At 35.7% G+C, this 21,257-nt stretch carries 18 protein-coding genes; 9 read left to right on the forward strand and 9 right to left on the reverse strand.

The window, feature by feature from the left end:
- Nucleotides 1-21 precede the first annotated feature (21 nt).
- Entirely contained in the window at nt 22-1,440 is a 1,419-nt protein-coding gene (locus FH508_RS01305) for an amidase (RefSeq protein ID WP_217270283.1), read from the reverse strand.
- Complete coding sequence (locus FH508_RS01310) at nt 1,430-1,615, reverse strand: hypothetical protein (protein WP_139860532.1); 186 nt, start codon at nt 1,613-1,615, stop codon at nt 1,430-1,432. Before FH508_RS01310 ends, FH508_RS01305 begins: the two co-directional genes overlap by 11 nt.
- 443 nt (nt 1,616-2,058) lie before the next feature.
- Between FH508_RS01310 and FH508_RS01315 the strand changes: the two genes are divergently transcribed.
- Together FH508_RS01315 and FH508_RS01320 are read left to right on the forward strand one after the other, a co-directional pair.
- Nucleotides 2,059-2,952 carry an EAL domain-containing protein gene (locus FH508_RS01315; RefSeq protein WP_139860534.1) on the forward strand — a complete coding sequence of 298 codons (894 nt, stop codon included), beginning with the start codon at nt 2,059-2,061 and terminating at the stop codon, nt 2,950-2,952.
- Nucleotides 2,918-3,868 (forward strand): GGDEF domain-containing protein, encoded by a 951-nt coding sequence (locus FH508_RS01320; protein ID WP_139860536.1) that lies wholly within the window; start codon nt 2,918-2,920, stop codon nt 3,866-3,868. Before FH508_RS01315 ends, FH508_RS01320 begins: the two co-directional genes overlap by 35 nt.
- A 43-nt stretch (nt 3,869-3,911) precedes the next feature.
- Here FH508_RS01320 and FH508_RS01325 read toward each other — a convergent pair whose 3' ends face one another.
- Entirely contained in the window at nt 3,912-4,673 is a 762-nt protein-coding gene (locus tag FH508_RS01325) for a glucose 1-dehydrogenase (protein WP_173478819.1), read from the reverse strand.
- A gap of 195 nt (nt 4,674-4,868) precedes the next feature.
- Here FH508_RS01325 and FH508_RS01330 point away from each other — a divergent pair, with 195 nt between their 5' ends.
- Nucleotides 4,869-6,263 (forward strand): L-cystine transporter, encoded by a 1,395-nt coding sequence (locus FH508_RS01330; RefSeq protein WP_173478818.1) that lies wholly within the window; start codon nt 4,869-4,871, stop codon nt 6,261-6,263.
- A 291-nt stretch (nt 6,264-6,554) separates the two neighbouring features.
- Here FH508_RS01330 and FH508_RS01335 read toward each other — a convergent pair whose 3' ends face one another.
- Nucleotides 6,555-8,024 carry a methyl-accepting chemotaxis protein gene (locus FH508_RS01335; RefSeq protein ID WP_173478817.1) on the reverse strand — a complete coding sequence of 490 codons (1,470 nt, stop codon included), beginning with the start codon at nt 8,022-8,024 and terminating at the stop codon, nt 6,555-6,557.
- Between the two features lie 726 nt (nt 8,025-8,750).
- Here FH508_RS01335 and FH508_RS01340 point away from each other — a divergent pair.
- Nucleotides 8,751-10,016, forward strand: coding sequence for an MFS transporter (locus tag FH508_RS01340; RefSeq protein WP_173478816.1), 1,266 nt, complete (start codon nt 8,751-8,753; stop codon nt 10,014-10,016).
- 132 nt (nt 10,017-10,148) lie between these two features.
- On the opposite strand, the gene FH508_RS01345 is transcribed toward FH508_RS01340, so the two are convergent.
- From FH508_RS01345 to FH508_RS01355, 3 genes are all read right to left on the reverse strand, one after another.
- Nucleotides 10,149-10,463: a hypothetical protein gene (locus FH508_RS01345; RefSeq protein ID WP_173478815.1), complete on the reverse strand. Its 315-nt coding sequence runs from the start codon at nt 10,461-10,463 to the stop codon at nt 10,149-10,151.
- A gap of 128 nt (nt 10,464-10,591) precedes the next feature.
- Nucleotides 10,592-11,152: an SLOG family protein gene (locus FH508_RS01350; RefSeq protein WP_173478814.1), complete on the reverse strand. Its 561-nt coding sequence runs from the start codon at nt 11,150-11,152 to the stop codon at nt 10,592-10,594.
- A gap of 296 nt (nt 11,153-11,448) precedes the next feature.
- Entirely contained in the window at nt 11,449-12,354 is a 906-nt protein-coding gene (locus tag FH508_RS01355) for a TetR/AcrR family transcriptional regulator (RefSeq protein ID WP_173478813.1), read from the reverse strand.
- A 157-nt stretch (nt 12,355-12,511) separates the two neighbouring features.
- Between FH508_RS01355 and FH508_RS01360 the strand changes: the two genes are divergently transcribed.
- Nucleotides 12,512-14,026: an MDR family MFS transporter gene (locus FH508_RS01360; RefSeq protein WP_173478812.1), complete on the forward strand. Its 1,515-nt coding sequence runs from the start codon at nt 12,512-12,514 to the stop codon at nt 14,024-14,026.
- A gap of 276 nt (nt 14,027-14,302) precedes the next feature.
- Here the strand turns inward: FH508_RS01360 and FH508_RS01365 are convergent, their stop codons facing one another.
- On the reverse strand, nt 14,303-16,489 hold the full coding sequence (locus FH508_RS01365) for an MMPL family transporter (RefSeq protein WP_173478811.1): 2,187 nt from the start codon (nt 16,487-16,489) through the stop codon (nt 14,303-14,305).
- Nucleotides 16,490-16,612: 123 nt separating this feature from the next.
- On the opposite strand from FH508_RS01365, the gene FH508_RS01370 reads away from it, so the two are divergent.
- The 3 genes from FH508_RS01370 (at nt 16,613) to FH508_RS01380 (ending at nt 19,298) form a co-directional block, all read left to right on the forward strand.
- The gene (locus FH508_RS01370) at nt 16,613-17,230 is read left to right on the forward strand and encodes a TetR/AcrR family transcriptional regulator (RefSeq protein ID WP_228134346.1); all 618 of its coding nucleotides are present in this window, start codon (nt 16,613-16,615) and stop codon (nt 17,228-17,230) included.
- Between the two features lie 409 nt (nt 17,231-17,639).
- Nucleotides 17,640-18,068 carry a helical membrane plugin domain-containing protein gene (locus FH508_RS01375; RefSeq protein WP_173478809.1) on the forward strand — a complete coding sequence of 143 codons (429 nt, stop codon included), beginning with the start codon at nt 17,640-17,642 and terminating at the stop codon, nt 18,066-18,068.
- 45 nt (nt 18,069-18,113) lie between these two features.
- Nucleotides 18,114-19,298 carry an NAD(P)/FAD-dependent oxidoreductase gene (locus FH508_RS01380; RefSeq protein ID WP_173478808.1) on the forward strand — a complete coding sequence of 395 codons (1,185 nt, stop codon included), beginning with the start codon at nt 18,114-18,116 and terminating at the stop codon, nt 19,296-19,298.
- 206 nt (nt 19,299-19,504) lie between these two features.
- On the opposite strand, the gene FH508_RS01385 is transcribed toward FH508_RS01380, so the two are convergent.
- Nucleotides 19,505-20,128 carry a hypothetical protein gene (locus FH508_RS01385; RefSeq protein ID WP_228134347.1) on the reverse strand — a complete coding sequence of 208 codons (624 nt, stop codon included), beginning with the start codon at nt 20,126-20,128 and terminating at the stop codon, nt 19,505-19,507.
- Between the two features lie 93 nt (nt 20,129-20,221).
- On the opposite strand from FH508_RS01385, the gene FH508_RS01390 reads away from it, so the two are divergent.
- The gene (locus FH508_RS01390) at nt 20,222-21,193 is read left to right on the forward strand and encodes a quinone oxidoreductase family protein (protein ID WP_173478806.1); all 972 of its coding nucleotides are present in this window, start codon (nt 20,222-20,224) and stop codon (nt 21,191-21,193) included.
- Nucleotides 21,194-21,257 lie beyond the last annotated feature (64 nt).

The following is a 21,257-nucleotide window of genomic DNA, read 5'->3' on the forward strand; positions in this document are numbered from 1 at the left end:
CGAATGGACGGCTATATATGTTTAAATATTAGCAAAAAGATTAGGCTTTCTATTTTTTAATGGATTTGTTTGTTCAATCGCATAGCCTACATTTAAAATACGACCTTCTTTAAATGCTGGTCCAATAATTTGTAAGCCGATTGGTAAATTGCCTTTAAATCCACATGGAACAGAAAGGGCTGGTAATCCAGTTAAGTTACTTGGACCCGTGAAACGAATAATATTGTCGATTAAGTCGACTTTTTCCCCATTCAGGTCTGCAAAGTCATCGCCAATCGTATTGGCAACAATCGGTAATGTCGGTGAAATTAAAACATCTACTTGATTAAATATTTGTGTAAACTCTTGTTTAATTTGTCTACGTACTTGTTGAGCTTGTAAATAATCAACCGCCGACGGTAATTCACCTAGCTCAAATAACAGACGAATATCATCACCGAAATCTTGTGGTCTCTTTTGTAAATCGGAGTGATGGATAGCAGACGCCTCCGAAAGGGACGTTACAAGCTCTGCCCATTCTGCATATTGCAAGGATGGGATTTTAACAACTTCGACCTTTGCCCCTTGATCTACTAGATTTTGAATACTCGCACGAACCGCACGTTCAACATCTGAGTCAACGCGGTTAAAGAAATAATCCTCATTCACACCAATGACTAAATCTTTGACATTGCCAGAAAGCTGATTTACATAATTATCTACTTGTACATCTACACATGTAGGGTCTCTGTGATCGAAGCCTGAAATAATCTCAAGCATAGCTGCGGCGTCTTTTACCGTTTTTGTCATAGGACCAATATGATCTAAACTCCAAGCAAGCGGATAACATCCAAATTTACTTACACGACCATGTGTTGGTTTTAAGCCAACAATACCACACGCTGAAGAAGGAATGCGGATAGAGCCTGCTGTATCTGTTCCCAATGAGGCTACACTAGCGCCTGCTGCTACTGCTGCTCCTGAACCACCGCTTGAGCCTCCTGGAATTTTATCAAGATCCCATGGGTTGCGTACAGGTCCATAATGAGGATTATTATTTGTAATGCCCCATGCGTATTCATGCATACTTAATTTCCCTGTGAAAATCACACCTGCTTCCCGAAGCTTTTCAACAACAGTCGCATCATAATTTGAGACAAAATCTTTATGAATCTTTGAAGACATTGTTGTTATTTTATCTTTAAAGTATAAATTATCTTTTAGTGCCATCGGAATTCCGTGGTACATTCCTCGGTAATGGCCATTTAAAATCTCTTGCTCTGCCAATTTGGCATTTTCTATAGCCTCATCGTTATAAAAGGCCATGTAAGAATTAATTTTTGGTTGGCTTTCTTCAGCAAATGTCAAAATTTCTTTCGTCAATTCGACAGGAGAAAGTGTTTTGTTTTCGATTAATGGCGCCAATTCTTCTACAGATTTCAAATGTAAATCAGTTTTCAATGTGGTCACCTCCAGGTATATTGCGAATAGCAATATCTGCATCATCAATTGCAATGCCTTCTAAATTGCTGCGAAGTGATTGCATACTTTCCCACCGTGTTTTTAGTAGTTCAAGGTGTTCAGATTTTGCTGTAATTCCTTTGTTCTCCAATAATTGTTGAATAGACAAACTCATTAACATGATCCTCCCTTGAAAAGTAATTTATCTCAATAGGTTTTCCTATAAAGACCAAAGAAAAAATAAATCATCTACTAGTAAACTATAATTTTCAGAAAAGAAAGATAAAAGCTACTATATATAATCATAAATTATCAAAAATATTTGTCAATTAAAACGAGAGTGCCAGTCACCCAAACAATTCTGAATTTTGATAGCTTGACAGTCCCAGTTACTCCTGCGGGAACGCACGCAACGTAAGACGTAATAGGCGGCGCAACAGCGACGATTACGGCTTACGACGTGCCCGCGGAAAGTGCAGTGGATTTTTACGAATTAGGAGGTATGCAGTAGTTTTAAAGGTGGCTGACAAAATTACTTTGTTCTTTTTACACTGACTTCACAGCCCATTTACAATGAAAGCTTACAATAGTACTAATAACCAATTTAAGAGGTGCGAAATGGAGTCTGCTGTGAGACAAAACGTAAAAACAAACAGTTTCTTTTTATATTTAAATCATTTATATGAACAGCATCAAAACAATACATTATATATAAAACGTTTAAAGACATTGAAAAAAATTATAGAAACTAAAGATTTACATACCTTTTTTCAACCAATAATGAACTTACAAACAAAAGAAACAATGGGTTTTGAGGCATTGAATCGGCCGACACCTTCCGATTTGTTTAGTAGTGTCGATCAATTTTATGAATTTGTAGGGCAAACAGACTGCGTGTTTTTATTTGAATGCTTTTGTCGTAACCTTTCATTGCAACGTTTCAAAGAGCGCCTCCATGGAGAATTATTGAATAAAGATTATATGCTCTTTCTTAATATCCATCCGAACGTATTACTAGATAAGAAATATAATAGTGGTGAGACATTACAACTGTTAAAAGAGCTAGGCATTAAGCCGCAGCAAGTAGTATTTGAGTTAACTGAGCGTAGTGCAGTGTTAGATTTTGTGGAGTTTGAAAGAGTATTATCACATTATCGATCACAGGGCTATCGTATTGCGGTGGATGATATGGGATCTGGCTACAATAGCTTGAAAACACTTATCTATTTAAAGCCCGAATTTATTAAGTTGGATCGCTCATTAATTCAATTTATCGATAAAAATAGTGAGCAGCAGCAGCTAGTTACTTTACTAATGTCATACGCTGAGCAAGCAGAAACAAAAATTATTGCAGAAGGCATTGAACGGCAAGAGGAGCTCAATTATTTACAGGACATTGGCATCCATTATGCACAGGGATATGCGATAGGGAAGCCATCAAAAGACATACATTTTGGGGAAATAAGGGTGGATGACTATGCAGATAGGGGAAGTCATAGAAAACGTTCTTAGTATTGATGAATTTGTAAAAAATAAAGAAGTAGATTTACTTTTTACGAGCAACCCATCATTGCGCAGTGTTGTTGTTGTAAGAGATGGAAAACCAATTGGACATATTACACGCACACATTTCTATCAAAAAATTGGTACACGTTATGGTTATAATTTATTTATGGGTCGGCAAAATCAACTTATCATGAAAGACAACCCTCTAATTGTAGAGAGTAGTACACCTATTATTGAGGTCAGTACGGAGGCAATGGACCGACGAGTAGAGGACCTATATGATGATGTCATTGTCATTAAAAAAGGTCTATATTTGGGTGTGGTTAGTATTAGAGAACTGCTGTTAAAGCTCGTAGAGACACAAGTAGCTATTGCAAGCTTTTTAAATCCGCTTACAAGCTTACCTGGCAATAAATTAATAGAAGAAAAACTAGAAAAGGCATTACAACTTGAAAAATATAGCCTTATTTATTTTGATTTAGATCATTTCAAAACATATAACGACACCTATGGTTTTAATAGAGGAGATAAGATTTTGCTCTATTTAACAGATATCCTCAATAGAAATATTACTGGCATAGAAGATTTTTTAGGACATATAGGTGGCGATGATTTTGTGGCAATTCTCCCGCATTATGAAGTAGCAAGCATTTGCCAAACGATTATTGAAGAGTTTGATGCTCAAATAATTGATTTTTATGAGCTAGAAGATTTGGTGCAATTACAAGTTTTGAATAGAGCGGGAAAATTAGAGCGTTTTACATGTACATCATTATCTATAGCTGTTATTACAAATGAATATCAACAATTTACTTCTGTCGATCATTTGTCAGATGCAGTAACACGTTTAAAAAAAGAATGTAAAAAAATTTATGGAAGCTGTTTTTTAATTAACGATAAAAAAACCTACCTCGTGCACTAAACGTAGTAGGTTTTTATTATGCTTTACAATGTTAAAAGAATTTTTAATAAGCGCTCCAACCAGCATCAGCAGCTAAAGCTACACCGTTTATAAGAGCTGATTCTTCAGAAGCTAAAAATAGGGCGATATTTGCAATGTCCGAAACCTGACCTGCCTTAGGCATAAGTTGAACGCCACGTACAGATTGTTGCATACCAAATGGGTCCACATTCGTCATTGTTGCCGCGAAACCTGTTTCTACATGTGCGGGTGCAATGGCGTTGCAACGGATGTTTTGAGATCCATAGTGAGATGCGATATTTTTTGTCATCCCAACAACTGCATGTTTAGCAGTTGTATATGCTAGACCTCCACGACCGCCTGTTAATCCGGCGATTGAAGCCATATTCACAATCGTTCCGCCACCATTTTCAATAAAGATTGGTAATACTTGACGAATTGCACGCATTACACCGTTCACATTAATGTCCATGACACGTTGCCAAATTGCATCTTCAACATTTGCTGCTGCTTGCATATTGTCACCAACTCCAGCGTTATTGACTAAAATATCTATACGACCAAAATGAGCTACGGTATTAGCGATCATTTTTTGGATATCCTCTTCTATAGAGACATTTACTTTGACACCAAATGTCTCATAACCAGCATCATTAAATTCAGTAACGGTTGCATTTAATGCGTCCTCATTGAAGTCAGCAATAACAACCTTTGCACCTTCTTGTGCATATTTACGTGCTATTTCTTTTCCGATTCCTGCTCCACTACCTGTAATAATCGCTACTTTATCTTGTAATTTTCCCATGAACATTCTCCTTTTCTAAATACAAGTTTACTTTTAAACTAGTTTGATTGTATTCCTTTTTAGCCGTTTAATCAAAGAAAATAAACCGCTTACATTTATAAAAATATTAATCTTAATAAAACATACTTGAATAATAGGGATTATAGGTATATAATTCGGTTTACATTATTATAAATCATCTTAGGAGGCCTTCTATTGTCAACTTTACAGGTTATTCTTAACGTGGCACTGTTACTTGTGTTCGTTGGGATTTTAGTTATTATGAACAAAAAACACGTGAAATTTTCAAATCGTGTTTTTGCTGGTCTAGGTTTAGGGATTGCACTTGGTCTAGGACTTCAATTATTTTATGGTATTGATTCGGAAGTTTTAGCCGAAACAACGCCATGGTACAACATCATTGGTACTGGTTATGTAAAACTGCTACAAATGGTGGCAATGCCATTAGTGTTTATTTCGATTTTGATTGCCTTTACAAAAATGACAATCGGTAAAAATTTCGGGAAAATGGCTGCATTAATTTTAGCAATTTTAATTGGTACAACAGCTGTATCTGCGGCGGTCGGAATTCTTTCAGCAACAATATTTGATTTAGATGCTACACAAATTATGCAAGGTGATGCGGAAACAGAGCGTGGAGCATACCTAGAAGAAAAAACTACAGGCATGGCTGCACCAGATTTACCAACACAAATTATTGAATTATTCCCTGCGAATCCATTCCTTGATTTAACTGGTGCGCGTTCAACATCTACAATTGCAGTAGTAATATTTGCAGCATTTTTAGGATTTGCCTATTTACGTGTTGCACGTAAAGATGGAGAGATGGCAGCTACGATTAAAAAAGGTATAGATGCTTTACATGCGTTAATAATGGGTGTTGTAACTATTGTTTTACGTTTAACACCATATGGTATTTTAGCAATTATGGCACGTACAGTCGCAACTTCTGATTTTGGAGCGATTTATAACTTAGGTAAATTTGTTATTGCTTCTTATGTTGCATTAATTATTATGTTCCTTGTGCATTTACTAATTCTTTCATTAAGTGGTTTAAATCCATTTACGTATTTAAAAAAATCGCTTGAAACATTATTATTTGCTTTCACTTCACGTTCAAGTGCGGGTACTTTACCGATGAATATTAAAACGCAAACAGGTAGACTTGGTGTACCAGAAGGTATAGCGAACTTCGCAGGTTCATTTGGTTTATCAATTGGTCAAAATGGTTGTGCGGGTGTTTATCCAGCAATGTTAGCTATAATGATTGCTCCGACTGTAGGCATTAATCCACTAGATCCTGTTTTCATCATTACGGTTATTGCAGTAGTAGCAATTAGCTCGTTCGGTGTAGCAGGTGTTGGTGGGGGTGCGACATTTGCAGCGATTCTTGTGCTATCAGCGCTTCACTTACCAGTTGCGCTGGCTGGTATTTTAATTTCAGTTGAGCCATTAATCGATATGGGTCGTACTGCACTAAATGTAAGTGGTTCAATGACAGCAGGTGTTACTACTGCGCGAGTAACCAAAGAGTTAGATACAGAAGTGTATAATAATAAAGCAGTTAGTGCACAAGTGGCTGATTTATAGGCTTTTAAAATAGAGGTATGCTAAGTTGATTCTTAGCATACTTTTTTTGCGTAAAATTGAATTTCAGGGGGGGAGGAAAGGGTTTATGCGGTTTCTATAGGCCCATCTTCTAAAAGAGTATGAAGCCTTCAATAGCGTCTTGTGCTTTCTGTAGTCACGATATAAGCGCCTGACGTTATTAGCGTTACGACATACATAAAATTGTGTGAGTGACTGGCACTTGAAACCCGCTAAGGGCGAAAAGAGAGTACGGAACGTTTATATGTTCTCGTACTCTCTTTTTTTAAAACTTTAATAAGTATTTTTTATATTTTCAGTGCTTATAGCTGTATCATTAATGTATTTTGCGATGCTATGATTGTCAGCTGTGATGTTTTCAATCGATGCATTCATTTGTTGTAATGTTGCAGTTGCTTCCTCAATAATCGCAGCAAAGTCATTTGTCGACGTGTCGACATTTTGGCTGTTAACTGCTACTTCGTTTGATAAATGCTCAAATTCATTAAATTTAGTTTTTAATGAATGTAAAATTTCGCTTAACTGAATAAAGTTTGTATTTACTAACTTTGTAGACTCTACACTTTGATGTAATGTATCACTACTTTTGTTCATATTTACTTGTGCTAATTTATTCGTTGTATTGACATCAGTTAAATTCTCAGTGATTTTAACAGTAATATTATTCGTTAAATCAGCTAAATTTCTTATTTCTTGAGCTACAACTGAGAAACCTTTTCCAGCATCCCCAGCACGAGCTGCCTCGATAGAAGCGTTTAAGGCTAATAAATTCGTTTGTTCCGTTATTTGTTGAATATCATTGGCAAACTGATTAGTTTCTTCAATTTTCTCAGTTAACGTTTTGAAGTTGTCACTTAAGTTAGAAATAACATTTTGAAGACTATTCATTTCAGATGTAAGATGATGAATTTTATTTTGGCCTTCATCTGCTAGTGAGCTTGATTGAACAGAGTCATCTATTAAAAGGGCAGTGATTTCATTCATAGAATGGATTGCTGTTAAGTTATTTTGTGCACTGTCTGCTATTTTAGAAATTTGTTCACTTTGTATCATGCTACCTGTTGAAACTTCATTCATAGCTATTTGAATTTCTTCTTGTGATCTTAAATTTAATTGAACTTTATCGTTAATTTTGCTAATACTGTCAGCTATCACACCAATTTCACGTTCCAAATGAATTTTATGCTCTTCTTTTGTTTTCGCATCTGCTTCTGCGATTTCACTATACTCTTGTAGTTTTTTAAATTGGTTTTGATTCATACGAATTAATATTGTTAATAAGAAACCAGTAAAGAGATAAATGATAATAAATGAACTTATTTGTCCAGTATAGTACTCAAATTCAGGTGAAGGGAAAAGATAAACTAAAATAAGTGTTATTAAACCTAAAATATATCCTACACCGAAAATCTTATTATTAAATTGAACAGCAGCAAACACTGCAAAGAAAAATATTGATAGCGCTGTGGATAATTGACCGCCATGTATCATTACTAAACATATATTAAATACATTCATAACGATGACTATTATATATGGGAAGGCGATTTCTTTCTTATAACGATTAGTGATTATGTATATCAATGGATAAAATATAATTTGCGCGCTATAGAAAAAGATGATCCAAAAATCAGGCTTTAAAGATAATGCACCGATGAGACCTAAAATAGTGGAAGCTAAATAAGTGAATAGCATAAGTTTGTTTTTATTTTTCAAGTCTATTAATTTTAATTGCTCAATCATATTACACTGAATACCTCCTAGTTAAATTATTATTTCAAAATAGTTATTAATCACTAATAAAGGAAAAGATTTCCCGTTAAACTAATGATTAAGATTGATTATATTAATTTTAGTAGGAAGTAGTAAAGACTTATTTTCGAATTTTTCTGATGTTAGTTAGAACTACCTAGTTAAAAATAATAAAAGAAGTGTGGAAAATAAATACGGAAAATTCAAGAAAAGGATTTGTCAAGAGATTTCCAAAGAATAAATAAATATTCTGTGAAATTAATTAATTTAATATTAAACAGTTTAATGTTAAAATAAATTACAGGTCACAAAAGTTTCACATTTATTGGAGGTGTTTGTGTGGGAAGAAAGCAAGATAAAGTCTAATGTAGCGCGGTTTTATAGGTGGAATGATCAACTGCGAAATTGCTTGCAGAAATGTCAAAAGTAAGCTACCGCAGATCTAAATAAAAAGAGTGTAGGAGCATTTTGAGATATTCAGTGCGCAAGGATTCCACTTCATTTGATCAAATTAAAGGAAGCCGTAAATTCTTTTTATAAAGTAGATCTTACTTCAACGTTGTGCATATAGCTTAGTCTAATGGTACAAGTTAAGTAATGTAAATATACAACAAAAAATCTATCGTATCACTACAAAAATGACGAATTACATCCAAAAGGCGAAATTTGTTGTTTTATGTAAAATAAAGTCTTTTAAATAAAAGGAGAAATAGGGAAATGAGTGCTAATAAGAAAAAGTTTCACTTTGCATGGCTAGTTTTAATAGGTCTATGTATTACAGTAGGTTTAGCTAAATCTGGATTAAACAGTTCAGCTGGACTATTCTTACCATCAGTATCGGAAGACATTGGTGTAGGTTTAGGGAATTTAACGTTATATCTAAGTATTTCATCCATTGTAACAATGATATTCCTACCAATCGGCGGGAAGTTAATGGCTAAATATGATACTCGTATTTTACTTGTTGTTGCGATTATTTTACAAGCAGGTTCTTTCGCTCTATTCGGTATGATGAGCTCTGTTTGGGGCTGGTATATCCTTGCGATTCCTCTAGCTGTTGGTGGTGTATTAATCACAGTTTTAGCAGGTCCAGTATTAATCAATCAATGGTTTAAACAACGTAGTGGATTAGCTTTAGGTATTATTACTGCTTCAGGCGGTTTAATTGGAGCTTTCTCATCTCCTATAATTGGTAACTTAATTGCAAACCAAGGGTGGAGAAGTGCTTATATTATGGTAGGTGTTGCAGCTATCGTAATTATTGTTCCAACAATTATTTTCTTATTAAGAAAATCACCACAAGAAAAAGGTTTATTACCTTATGGTGCTGAAGACACTAACAATAATGAGAAAAAAGTAGAAAAAGATACAAGCAATTCTGGTATTTCATTTGCTGATGCGAAAAAATCATTATCATTTTCATTATTACTTTTGTTCTTCTTTATTATTACGTCTGTTGCGAGTTTTTCAATTCACATTCCAACATACCTTGTGAATCAAGGATTTAGTGTGAAATTTGCTGGTAATATTATGTCTGCTTTAATGGTCGGCGTACTTTTAGGTTCTATTCTATTTGGTTATTTAATTGATAAAATTGGCGCTAAAAGTACAACAATTATCGCAATGTTAATCGGATTAGTTTCGATGTTGTTACTGTTATTCTTTGTACAAAGTACAATTGCAATTGTAGTGGCTGTTGGCCTATTTGGTTTCGTATCAGCTTGTATCGGAACGCTAGCTCCTGCAATTACTGCTGCATTGTTCGGTAATAAAGATTACAGTCAAATCTATTCAACAGTTTCGATTGGCTTGGCAGTAGCGGGTATTATCGCACTACCAGCGTATGGCTATATTTTTGACTTTACAGGAAGCTACACTCCTGTGTTATACATTATTGTTATTATGTTAGTAATTAATATTATTTCTGTATTAGTTGCTTTCCGTAATAAAGAAAAAATGGTGAAAGACGGCTTGTGGAAATAAGTCATAACACCATTAATTGAATTAAAGGTTCTAATAACTACACCCCGCTTGTTGGACAAGGGGAGGTGTAGTTTTTTGTTTTTAGAAACTTGTTTTGCCGACAGAATTCAGAATTGTTTGAGTGACTGGCACTTATATAATTTTTACGTAAAAATCTTTACCATTTATAATGTCCGTCAACTCAATATCGTACTGCGTTTTATAGTAGTCATAAATATTGCGTGCTAATCCGGAGTGTCCATTTAAATAAGTTCCTTTTTTAATCTCTTTTCGTGGATTATGGAAATCAAAATATAAGCGTGAATCGTGACACATTGCATTTAAAATGGCTTTAAATTCTTGTTCCTCAATATGGATCCCTCGCGTATACTGACATTCACGACGATACGTATCGTGTGAGACATTTATAGGAGTAGGCTCAAGAATCATTTCGATTTTTCTATTCAAATGTTAACAGCTCCTTTCAAGTTACAAGTACTATTCCTTCTATTATAAAATTGTCAGAAAATTATATCAATATTTATCTATATGAAAGGTTTTACTATACCCAACTATAGGAGGAAATATTCGTTTATCTACCAATCCTGCTGTTGCTGTTGTATTTCCTCTGCGATTACTTGCAGATCGTAGGAGTTGATTGTGAGAATAGTATAATCGTGATTTTCCATATATTTTTCGGCTAAACGCTTCATATACTTTGGGGAGCCCTCATTTTCTTCATCATAAACTAGTAGCAAGCCGTCTGTATTTTGAATAATAAATTTATCTTTTTCAGTAAATTGCCAAGGAGCTTCGTACGGTTTTTTTGTCACGCTTGTTACGAAGTCTGCTTGTGCAACGAGTGACTGATATTTTTCTTGTTTTAGTTCTTGCCAGTTCTTTTCTTGTTCTAGAAATGGAGTAATTATTGCATATTTTAAGTTAGGAAATTCTTCTTTTAACGCTATTACAACTTCCGCACCCCATGTTTCAACGCCTTGCTGACCACTAATAATGACCCATTCCAGACCTTCATCTATTAAGGTTCTTAAACGGCTTTCTAAAGCTTTTTTAATAATGGGGATACCAGGATGCTTTTCATTAAAAATACCCAGTTCGTGTGGTTTATAGCCTGTGATAATAATTCGCTGTAGCACTCAAATGCCTCCTAAGCAGTTTTTATGTAACATTAGTATACAGCAGGTAAAGATTGAAAACGAATGGAATAGGGTCAATCACAGAATAGGTTTACCTAATGCGGATGGTATCGGGGGACAAGGCCACCAGATTGCTAAATTGCATAAAAAAAATAATGTCTGTTTGTTTTGGAGTACAAAAAAGGTTGTCGTAGCTCTATAGCAACTCGTTTATTTTGGCTTGTAGAATCAATACGAAAATACTTAATATAAAACCCCGATTAGTCGCATACTAATCGGGGTTCTTATATAGCTATTTATTTTTTACAATGCTCTGATGGCTGACCCATTTTCACATAGCGCCATAGATTATTGGCAATATCGCGCGCTTCAGCGGCATGTTCGGTTCCGACAAAGGCTTTTCTGAAAGGTGTAAGAAGAGATTCAATAATAAAAAGTTTTGGTTTCTGCTTTTGAAGTTCTTCGAGAAGGAATGTTGCGAATTCAAAACCTTCCACCGTTTCTTCTTCTGTTAACCCCTTCGTAAAGCCTAGCAATTGCTCAATCACAACATCTTTACTTATTTGCTGATAATTTATTACATTTTGTATAGCGTTAAACATTTCGGCGGTAATAAGGACTTCTTTCGATTCAAGCATGGCAGGTATAATTAGGCTTATATTGCGTAATGCTACCCGTACAATTGCTTCGCGGTTTATATATTTATAGTCAGCTATTAAAACTGCACGTAAGGAAAGGTTAACCATCCCAAGCGTTTGTACAGCACATTCATAGCTCATCGGTCTAATTTCTTCTCCAAAAACCTGTACAAGTCGATTTGCAAGCCATTCCAATTCTTGCAAGTGATAATTCAAAAGAATTTTCTTAAGTTCACTGTCTCGTGAATGGAAAATTGATTCGAAAATTTGTACTAGGTTGTGCTCACGGTTAACATGCATCAATACAGCGACCTGCTGTGTTAATATTTCTAAATCAGTAGGGTCTTTTCCATAAAGAAGCTCATGTCGACGATTGCTAGCTTCTTCACGCCCCTCATCTAATATGGCAATTAAGCAGTCATTTTTAGAAATGAAATGATTGTAAAATGTCCCTTTTGAAACTTTAGCTGCACTAATAATATCGTTAATGGATGTATCTAAAAATCCTTTTTCTATAAAAAGCTCCCGAGCTGAAGTGATAATTTGTCGTTTTTTTTTGTTCATGACCTCACCTTTTTAAATTATTATACTCGTATTCTACAATGTAAACGCTTATATATCAACGTTTTAAAATTTTTTAATCTTAATTCTTGAAAAAAGTAGACTGCGAGTATAAAATAAGTTTTATCGCAAAACAACAAGAAAGAATAGAGGGATATAAATGAATAATGACTTAACAATGAAAAAGCCCCCTTATGGCATGATTGCTATTTTGTTCGTGGGTGCTTTTGTTGCTTTTCTTAACAACACATTGTTAAATGTTGCGTTGCCAACAATCATGAAAGATTTTGGTATTACGTATGCAAAGGTACAATGGCTTGCAACTGGTTATATGCTTGTAAGTGGTATTTTAGTACCTGCTTCAGCATTCTTTGTGACACGCTTTAAAAATAGACATTTATTTATTACTGCCATGTCTATTTTTACAATAGGTACAATTATGGCTGGCTTTGCTCCAAACTTTGGTATGTTACTTGCAGGACGTATGGTGCAAGCGGCAGGGGCTGCTAGTATGTCACCATTATTAATGAACGTAATGCTGACTAGCTTCCCGAAAGAAAAACGTGGAGCAGCAATGGGGATTTTCGGTTTAGTTATGATTGCTGCCCCAGCGATTGGCCCAACATTATCGGGTTATATCGTAGAACATCATGATTGGCGTATGCTGTTCCAAATGATTATACCATTTGCGATTATTAGTCTGCTATTTGGTATTTGGAAATTAGATAACGTTATGGAAACACGTGAAGTGCACTTAGATGTTCCTTCTGTATTATTATCAACAGTAGCATTTGGTGGTATTTTATACGGTTTCAGTACTGCAGGTGACAAAGGATGGTCTAGTCCTTGGGTTTACGGTACAATTTCAATCGGGTTTATTTCCTTAATTATTTTCATCTTTAAACAATTACGTATGGATCAGCCTTTACTAGAGTTACGTATTTACAAATATCCGATGTTTGCATTAGGTTCTGCTATCTCAGTAATTATTTCAATGGCGATGTTCTCTGGGATGATTTTAACACCTGCGTATGTGCAATCAATTCGCGGTATTGAACCATTTGAAGCTGGATTAATGATGCTTCCTGGGGCACTTGTAATGGGGATTATGTCACCTATTACAGGTAAACTTTTCGATAAGTTCGGACCACGTATTTTGGCTATCATTGGTTTAACGATTACAACAATCGCAACATTTGGATTAACAAAATTAGCTCTTGATTCAAGCTACACATTCATCGTATCGATGTATACAATTCGTATGTTTGGTATGTCGATGGTTATGATGCCTATTATGACAAATGGTTTAAATCAATTACCACAAATGATGAATCCACATGGTACAGCGATTAATAATACATTACAACAAGTAGCAGGAGCTATTGGTAGTGCTGTATTAGTTACATTTATGAATAACCGTACAAAATCAACAGCTGCAGACTTAATTGCAGATGCGAAGGCACAAGCAGCGCAATCAGGTGCTGCACCTACAGCAGAGCAAATGCAACAAATGCAAGATCAAATTATGCAAACAGCTCTATTAGACGGTATTACACATTCGTTCTTAATCGCGGCATTCGTTACAGTTCTCGCATTAATACTTGCGTTCTTCTTAAAACGTGTAAAAGTTGAAAGTGCAGCTGCAACAATGGACTTAAAAAAACCAACAAAATAATATAAAAGAGAATCCCACCGATACGTATCGGTGGGATTTTTAGCTGTAGACAACTAAATTTATAAAATCATGCGACTGCAGTCCATTTCTGCTAGCGCAGTATAAGCTACAACCCACGCTAACGTTTTAGCATTTTGAACATGGATGTTATTCATACGGATAAAAAAAGACAAAGGGTATTAAGTTAACTTCTTAATACCCTTTGTCGATATTCTAATGCCACCGAAGTATCGGTGGCACTTTTTATTGCTCTTTGCTAGTAACTTACTAAATAATTTAATTACCTTTTTTAAATAATGATCCTGGCCAGAATGCATATTTTCCTAGCACGGTTGTAATGGCTGGTACAAGCAATGGTCGAACGATAAACGTATCAAGTAATATACCAATTGCCGTCACTACACCAAACTGTACAAGTACTTGGATTGGTAGTGTAGCAAGCACTGCGAACGTACCAGCTAAAATAAGCCCTGCAGATGTAATAACACTACCTGTATGCACAACGCCTTCTTCTACTGCTGTTAAATGATCTTTCGTTTTTCGTTTCTTCCAAATCTCTGAAATCATGAAGATATTATAATCCTCACCAAGTGCAACTAAAAATACAAAGGCATATAGCGGAATAGAGCCTGCAATCGCCTCTGCCCCCATGACATAGTGCAAAATAAGCCAGCCTGCGCCAAGTGCACCAAAATAAGAAATAATAACTGTAGCGAGCAAATAAATAGTTGCTGTTACAGAACGTAAATAAACAAATAATAATAAAGCTATTAAAGCAATCATTGTTGGCATGATGACAGATTCATCGCGCTCAGTTACTTGTTTTGTATCATATTGGCTTGCTGTTTCTCCACCAATCCAAATGTGCGTATCGGCGTCTTTAATACCAGTGTCTTCAAGTAACTGAACAACCTCAGCCTTCAACTCTGGAATATGTTCTAAAGACTCTTTTGCATAAGGATTTGCATTCAATGATAATTCATATAATTGAATAGAGTCATTTTTCGAACCAATTTGCACATCAGACACGCTATCAATATATGAAATATTTGCAAGTTGATCTTGTAAATTAACATCGGCGCCTTGCGTATCGATAACTAACTGAACAGGTGCTAGCTCACCAGGTGAAAAATTTTCTTCTATTAAAGTGAAGCCTTCACGTGATGGCATATCTTCTGGGAATGAAGATAATAAATCAAATGTATATTGAATGCGTGGTACAAATGATGCTAAACCACCAAGAAGTAGGAGTGTAATAGCAATAACAATCCATGGCTTATGGGTTACGAAACGACCAATTTTATGACTAACTTTATGTGAAGATTTATGCTGTTTTTTGCCTTTTTTCTTTGCCATTTCCTCTGTGCGTGGAGTGAATGGGTAAAAGGCTACACGACCTATAACAACGAGAATAGCTGGCAATACTATTAGTGCTGCAATTCCCATGATTAACACGCCAAAGCTAAATGGAACTGCAAAGCGTTGGAATGATCCATAATGGGCAAGACTAAGGGTAGCTAAACCAATAACAACCGTTAGGGCACTCATCATAATAGCGCCACCAGACTCTTTAACAGCGAGCTTCATCGCTGTAGCTTTATCCTCAACTTCAAATAAAATTTCACGGTATTTTGAAATTAAAAATAAGCAGTAATCTGTACCTGCACCAAATAGTAATACCGTCATAATGGAGACAGCTTGTGAATCTTTATCAATCCATCCTTGCTCTGCGAAGAAACCTAGTGTTGGGCTAATTACACCATAAGCGAGCCCTACAACAATTAGTGGGATAATGGCAAGTAATGGAGAACGATAAATTAAAATTAATAATACTAATACAAGAAGCACTGTCGCTATCATTAATTTCACATCAGCTTGTGAAAATAAGCTAACCGCATCCGTTGCAATACCAACTGGACCAGAATAGCGAACATGGAGAGCATCACTTGTTAGGTCTTTATCTAATTGCACATTGTTTGAGTCCATAGTTTTCGTTAAGGAATCGAGACTCTCTTGTAACATGTCTGTTGCAACGCCTTTTTCAAAAAACACGGGTGTGACAATAGTGGAGCCATTGTCAGATGTAGATGCAGCAAAGGCCTGTGGTGGCATTTCATCATAAGGCGGAATTAGTGTTTGATGCCCTAAAGGATTTGCTTTAAGCTCTGCGTAAACCTTTTGGATAGACGCAAAATCATCACTTGTTAGGCCGCTTTCTCTATGCCAAACGAGTAATAGTGGTGTCCCTGCATCGTTAGGGAATTCTTCAGCAATAATTGCTGCCGCTTGCTCAGACATCTCAGTATCTGGTAAATTTTTACCTGATTCACTTTCAATACTGTTAATTTGTGGCCAAGCAAACGAGAGGACAACAACAAGTAAAACCCAGCAACCGAGAGCTATAAATCTTCCTTTTTTACTTGCTACCATTGAGCCCCATTGCTCAAGAGGGTGTTTTTTCATGAGAAAACCTCCGTTTCGTGTAATTATTATTAATTATATATACTAGAAGGTTAATTAATCAATAAAGAAGTTTCGATATGTTATAATATGTTTAAAAGAACACATTATAAGGAGGCGATCTTGTTGAAACAATCACCGCGTGTTCTAGGAAGACCCCGCCATGATGACAAGGCCAAACCTACAAAAGATATTGTCTTAGAAACAGCAACGATGCTATTTATTAAAGAGGGATACAAAAACGTATCCATGGATGATGTTGCGAAAGCCTGTAATGTTACGAAAGCTACGATTTATTACTATTACCCAACTAAAGGGGATTTATATACATCGGCATTAGTTGAAATGATGCATAGAATTAGGTTCCATATTGAACGAATTTTAGAACAGTCGATTCCATTTAAAGACCGTCTCCAACAACTAATTGAAGTCCATTTATCGGCAACTGTAGATATCGATATGAAGAACTTTATGCGAGAAGCTACAATTAATTTATCCAATACACAACTAAAAGAAGTTCATGCTTCTGAAAATGAAATGTATAAAACGATAGAGCAGTCGATGCAAAAAGAAATGGAAAAAGGAACGATACGTAATGGCAATGCTGAATTTTTTGCCCATAATTTTATGGCACTTATGACAGTTGGTTATTTTAAAGATGGGGAAGGAAAAAGATTATTTCAAACAGTGCCTTTAGCAGCAAAAGAGATAATTGACTTCTTTTGGTTATCTGTCGCAAAGTGAAAATATTTGTAGGTAATAACATATTTTATAGCGGACTGGTTTTTATAGAATTTTATGTTGTAGTATATTTTTTCCAAAACAAACAAATAAAGAGCGCGGATAACTAAAAATGGTTTACAAATAAACTATTTTTTAAAGATTGTGCTGTAGTTGATTGAAATAATGCGTAAACAGTCTTATAATGGATGTTGTAATATCACCAAGATAAGAGATAAGGATGGAATAGTGATGCGCTTTGTGCAAAGTACAGTAAATATTGTAATAACAAATCATGAAACTCGCTTTCCAGCCCTTGTGACTGGTGTGAAGGATATCCGCTGTAAGGACTGTTAAGAAGATCGCTTAATGGTCTTTTTTACATGGAGGCAATATAAAAAATAGTATTAGTGACGGCAAAGGAGAGTTCAAAATGTCAGAAACGAATAACCAAGCACAGTCTGAACAATTAACTGTGAGTCAAGAGCAACTAGATGTACTAGATCAACTATTAAAGCCTGAGGTGCAAGAATCTCTAACAACTTTAGTTGAGCAATTACCAAAGCTAACTGAAATGATGACGTTATTAACTAAATCATATGAGTTTGCTCAAGCTGTTGCAACAGATGATGTATTAAAAAGCGATACTGTTGGTGCTGTAACAGAAATGGCTGCACCAGTAGTAGGATCAGCTAAACAACTTGCTGCTACTGCTATTGAAGCAAAAGATCGCGCTTCTGAAAGCAATGAAGTAATTGGTTTATTTGGTCTTGTAAAAATGATCAAAGACCCACAAGTTCAAAATGTTTTCCGTTTTGTAAATGCTTTTTTACAAGTAAATGCTGAACGTAAATCTAAATAAGACCCGAGATATATTCAATTCGTAAGGACGGAGGATTAATTAATCATGTCAAAAGAAATCGTCATCTTAGGTGCTGGTTACGCGGGTGTATTAACTGCATTAACAGCACGTAAGTATTTATCAGCTGATGAAGCTAAAATCACTGTAGTAAACCAATTCCCAACACACCAAATCATCACTGAACTTCACCGTTTAGCTGGTGGTACTATTGCAGAAGGTGCAGTAGCTTTACCGCTTAAAAAAATCTTTAAAGGTTTAGATATTGATTTACAAATCGCTAAAATAACTAAATTCAATGTAGATACTAAAAAGGTTGACCTAGATAATGGTTACACTTTATCTTATGATACTTTAGTTGTTTCTTTAGGAAGCCAAACTGGATTCTTCGGTATCCCAGGATTAGAAGAAAATTCAATGGTTCTTAAATCTGTTAACGATGCAAACAAAATTAACCGACACATTGAAGATCGTATTAAAGCATATGCACAATCTAAAGACGAAGCAGATGCAACAATCGTTATCGGTGGTGGCGGTTTAACAGGTGTTGAGCTTGTTGGTGAAATCGTGGACAACTTCCCGAAAATCGCTGCTAAACACGGTGTAAACTTTGCAGATCTTAAAATTAAACTTGTTGAAGCTGGTCCTAAAATTTTACCAGTACTTCCAGATGTACTTATTGAACGTGCAACTGAAAGTTTAGCAAAACGTGGTGTTGAATTCATCACAGGTACTCCAGTAACAGGTGTAGAAGGTAACGTTATTTCACTGAAAGACCGTGAGCCAATCGTTGCAAATACATTTATCTGGACTGGCGGTGTCGCTGCACTTCCAATGGTAGCTGAATCAGGTCTTGCTGCTGATCGTGGCAAAGCAACAATCAATGAATTCCTACAATCTACATCACATGAAGATGTATTTGTAATCGGAGATGCTTCTGTTGCATTACCAGGCGATGGTGGACGTCCACTTTACGCTCCAACTGCACAAGTTGCTTGGCAAATGGGCGAATGCGCTGGTTACAACTTATTCGCACAATACAAAAACCAAGAGATGAAAACATTCTCTGCAGTTAACTCTGGTACTCTTGCAAGCTTAGGCCGTAAAGATGCAGTTGCTACTATCGGTGCTAGCAACACACAACTGAAAGGTCTTCCTGCAACACTTATGAAAGAAGCGTCTAATATTCGCTATCTTACACATATTAAAGCGCTATTCGGCTTAGTGTATTAATTTCTGAATAACTAAAAAATCCCCGTGAATGTTAATGTAAAAGCTAACATTTTACGGGGTGTTTTTTAATTACATATAAATTTGAGTTGGACCTGTGCTGAGGTTTTATTCTGTGCGATTAATTAGTGTTTGTATGAGATTCTAGAAGGTATCTAGAAGGTATCGCAAGGAGTTGTTAACAGGTAGAATAGTTTAATTAAATCAACTTAATTTTGAAGATAAATTTTGAGCTTTGATATGATAGTGTGACACGTAGAAATTGATTCTAGCGTATTGTGAGCTATTTCGAGTGAATGGTTTGCATTTTGCAAGATAGTAAGATGATGAGATGTTAGCAGACTCATCCTTTCATTGGAGAAATGAGGATCAGCTGTTCCAATAGCGATGAAGCTATGTTGATTTCCTAAGTTCTGTACAACATGTTCAAGGGATAGTAATGGTGTTAACAGGATATAACGAGAAGGGATAAGAGCCTCTTGTTGTAAATAATAGTCGGAAATCGGCAATGTTCCAAGCGACTTTCCAATGTAAACAGCTTCAGTGTAAGTATTAGATTGTAAATAATATGTAACGATAGAATCGACGCTATTATAAACCATTTCTGAAATAGCTTCTGGTGGCTGATTGAACTGCTGTTGCTCAAATGTATAACAAACTTGGACAACATCATAGCCTAATTCGAGCATGAGTGAAGTAGCGTAATGCATTAATGGTTTATCATAGTTATAGCCTGTACCTGAAAACATAAAGCAAATTTTATCACCATTCATATTAAAAAAATTGTAGGCAATATCGTTGTAAGTCTCTTTACTAGGTTTGATTGTCATCATAATCCCCCTTATCTTAAACTGAAAAAATGTAAATATGTAACTTTTTTATATAAAGTTAGTTATAATTTTACTATAACAGGAAGGGGATAATTTATGAAGGCTGTGACAATAAATGAATTTGGGCCGCCGTCTGTATTAACACTTGTAGACTGTCCTAAACCGATGATTGCTAAAGAGGAAGTCCTGATACGTACGACCTATACGAGTGTAAATTTTGCTGATATTAAAAATCGCACAGGAAATAAAGCAAAAGCTAGTTTTCCTATGATACTTGGTTTAGATGTAGCTGGTGTTATTGAAGAAGTTTTTGATGATAGCAGTATTTTTAAAAAGGGAGATCACGTCATTGCTTTTCCTAAGAACGGTGCGTATGCACAATATGTTGTAGCCAATGAACAGCTAGTCTTTCGCATACCAGATGGTGTACCTATTGAAAAGGTAGCAGCTGTACCGACTGTTTTATTTTTATCGTACATTTTAATTAATCGCATCGCACAAATTGGCTCGCAGGATAGCATTTTAATTCACGCTGCATCAGGCGGAGTGGGGACGATGCTTATTCAAATGGCGAAAAGTCATGGTGCAAAAAAAATTATAGGTACTGTAAGCAATTTAGAAAAAGCACCGATAGCATATGAGCTAGGTGCCCATCATGTGTTAACATATGAGAATTTTAGTGCCAAAGTTAATGAATATACAGATGGACTTGGTGTCGATGTTGTCTTCGATTCGATTGCAGGAACGATTACAGAAGAAAGTTTAAATTGTTTAGCGCCATACGGTACTCTTGTACAGTTTGGTAATAGTAGCGGTAAAGCGGGCAATATTAAAACTGCTGATTTACATAGTAGTTGCCGTAATGTAAAGGGCTTTAGCTTAGGAACGACTCGAGCTTTGAAGCCTGAATTATTACAACAAGTAGCTCCAGCTATTTTTACACTCTTGCAGGATGAAAGTTTCCAAGTGCCAATAGCAGCAGTGTTTGCTTTAGAGGACATGGAAAAGGCGCATGATTTGATGGAGAGACGTCAGCATCAAGGGAAAATATTAATTAAAATTGTGTGAGTGCCTGGCACTTAGCTTCGCGGGCGTGTTGTAAGCCGCGACCCTTGCATACGCACGGTTCGTT

This window comes from Lysinibacillus sp. CD3-6 (assembly GCF_006351725.2).
In the GTDB taxonomy this organism is placed as follows: domain Bacteria; phylum Bacillota; class Bacilli; order Bacillales_A; family Planococcaceae; genus Lysinibacillus.

Coding starts and splice junctions, on each gene's coding strand:
- FH508_RS01310 (WP_139860532.1), bottom strand. CDS start 1,615: ATGAGTTTGTCTATTCAACAATTATTGGAGAACAAAGGAATTACAGCA.
- FH508_RS01380 (WP_173478808.1), top strand. CDS start 18,114: ATGTCAAAAGAAATCGTCATCTTAGGTGCTGGTTACGCGGGTGTATTA.
- FH508_RS01340 (WP_173478816.1), top strand. CDS start 8,751: ATGAGTGCTAATAAGAAAAAGTTTCACTTTGCATGGCTAGTTTTAATA.
- FH508_RS01375 (WP_173478809.1), top strand. CDS start 17,640: ATGTCAGAAACGAATAACCAAGCACAGTCTGAACAATTAACTGTGAGT.
- FH508_RS01325 (WP_173478819.1), bottom strand. CDS start 4,673: ATGGGAAAATTACAAGATAAAGTAGCGATTATTACAGGTAGTGGAGCA.
- FH508_RS01360 (WP_173478812.1), top strand. CDS start 12,512: ATGAATAATGACTTAACAATGAAAAAGCCCCCTTATGGCATGATTGCT.
- FH508_RS01385 (WP_228134347.1), bottom strand. CDS start 20,128: ATGATGACAATCAAACCTAGTAAAGAGACTTACAACGATATTGCCTAC.
- FH508_RS01315 (WP_139860534.1), top strand. CDS start 2,059: ATGGAGTCTGCTGTGAGACAAAACGTAAAAACAAACAGTTTCTTTTTA.
- FH508_RS01335 (WP_173478817.1), bottom strand. CDS start 8,024: ATGATTGAGCAATTAAAATTAATAGACTTGAAAAATAAAAACAAACTT.
- FH508_RS01320 (WP_139860536.1), top strand. CDS start 2,918: ATGCAGATAGGGGAAGTCATAGAAAACGTTCTTAGTATTGATGAATTT.
- FH508_RS01390 (WP_173478806.1), top strand. CDS start 20,222: ATGAAGGCTGTGACAATAAATGAATTTGGGCCGCCGTCTGTATTAACA.
- FH508_RS01355 (WP_173478813.1), bottom strand. CDS start 12,354: ATGAACAAAAAAAAACGACAAATTATCACTTCAGCTCGGGAGCTTTTT.
- FH508_RS01365 (WP_173478811.1), bottom strand. CDS start 16,489: ATGAAAAAACACCCTCTTGAGCAATGGGGCTCAATGGTAGCAAGTAAA.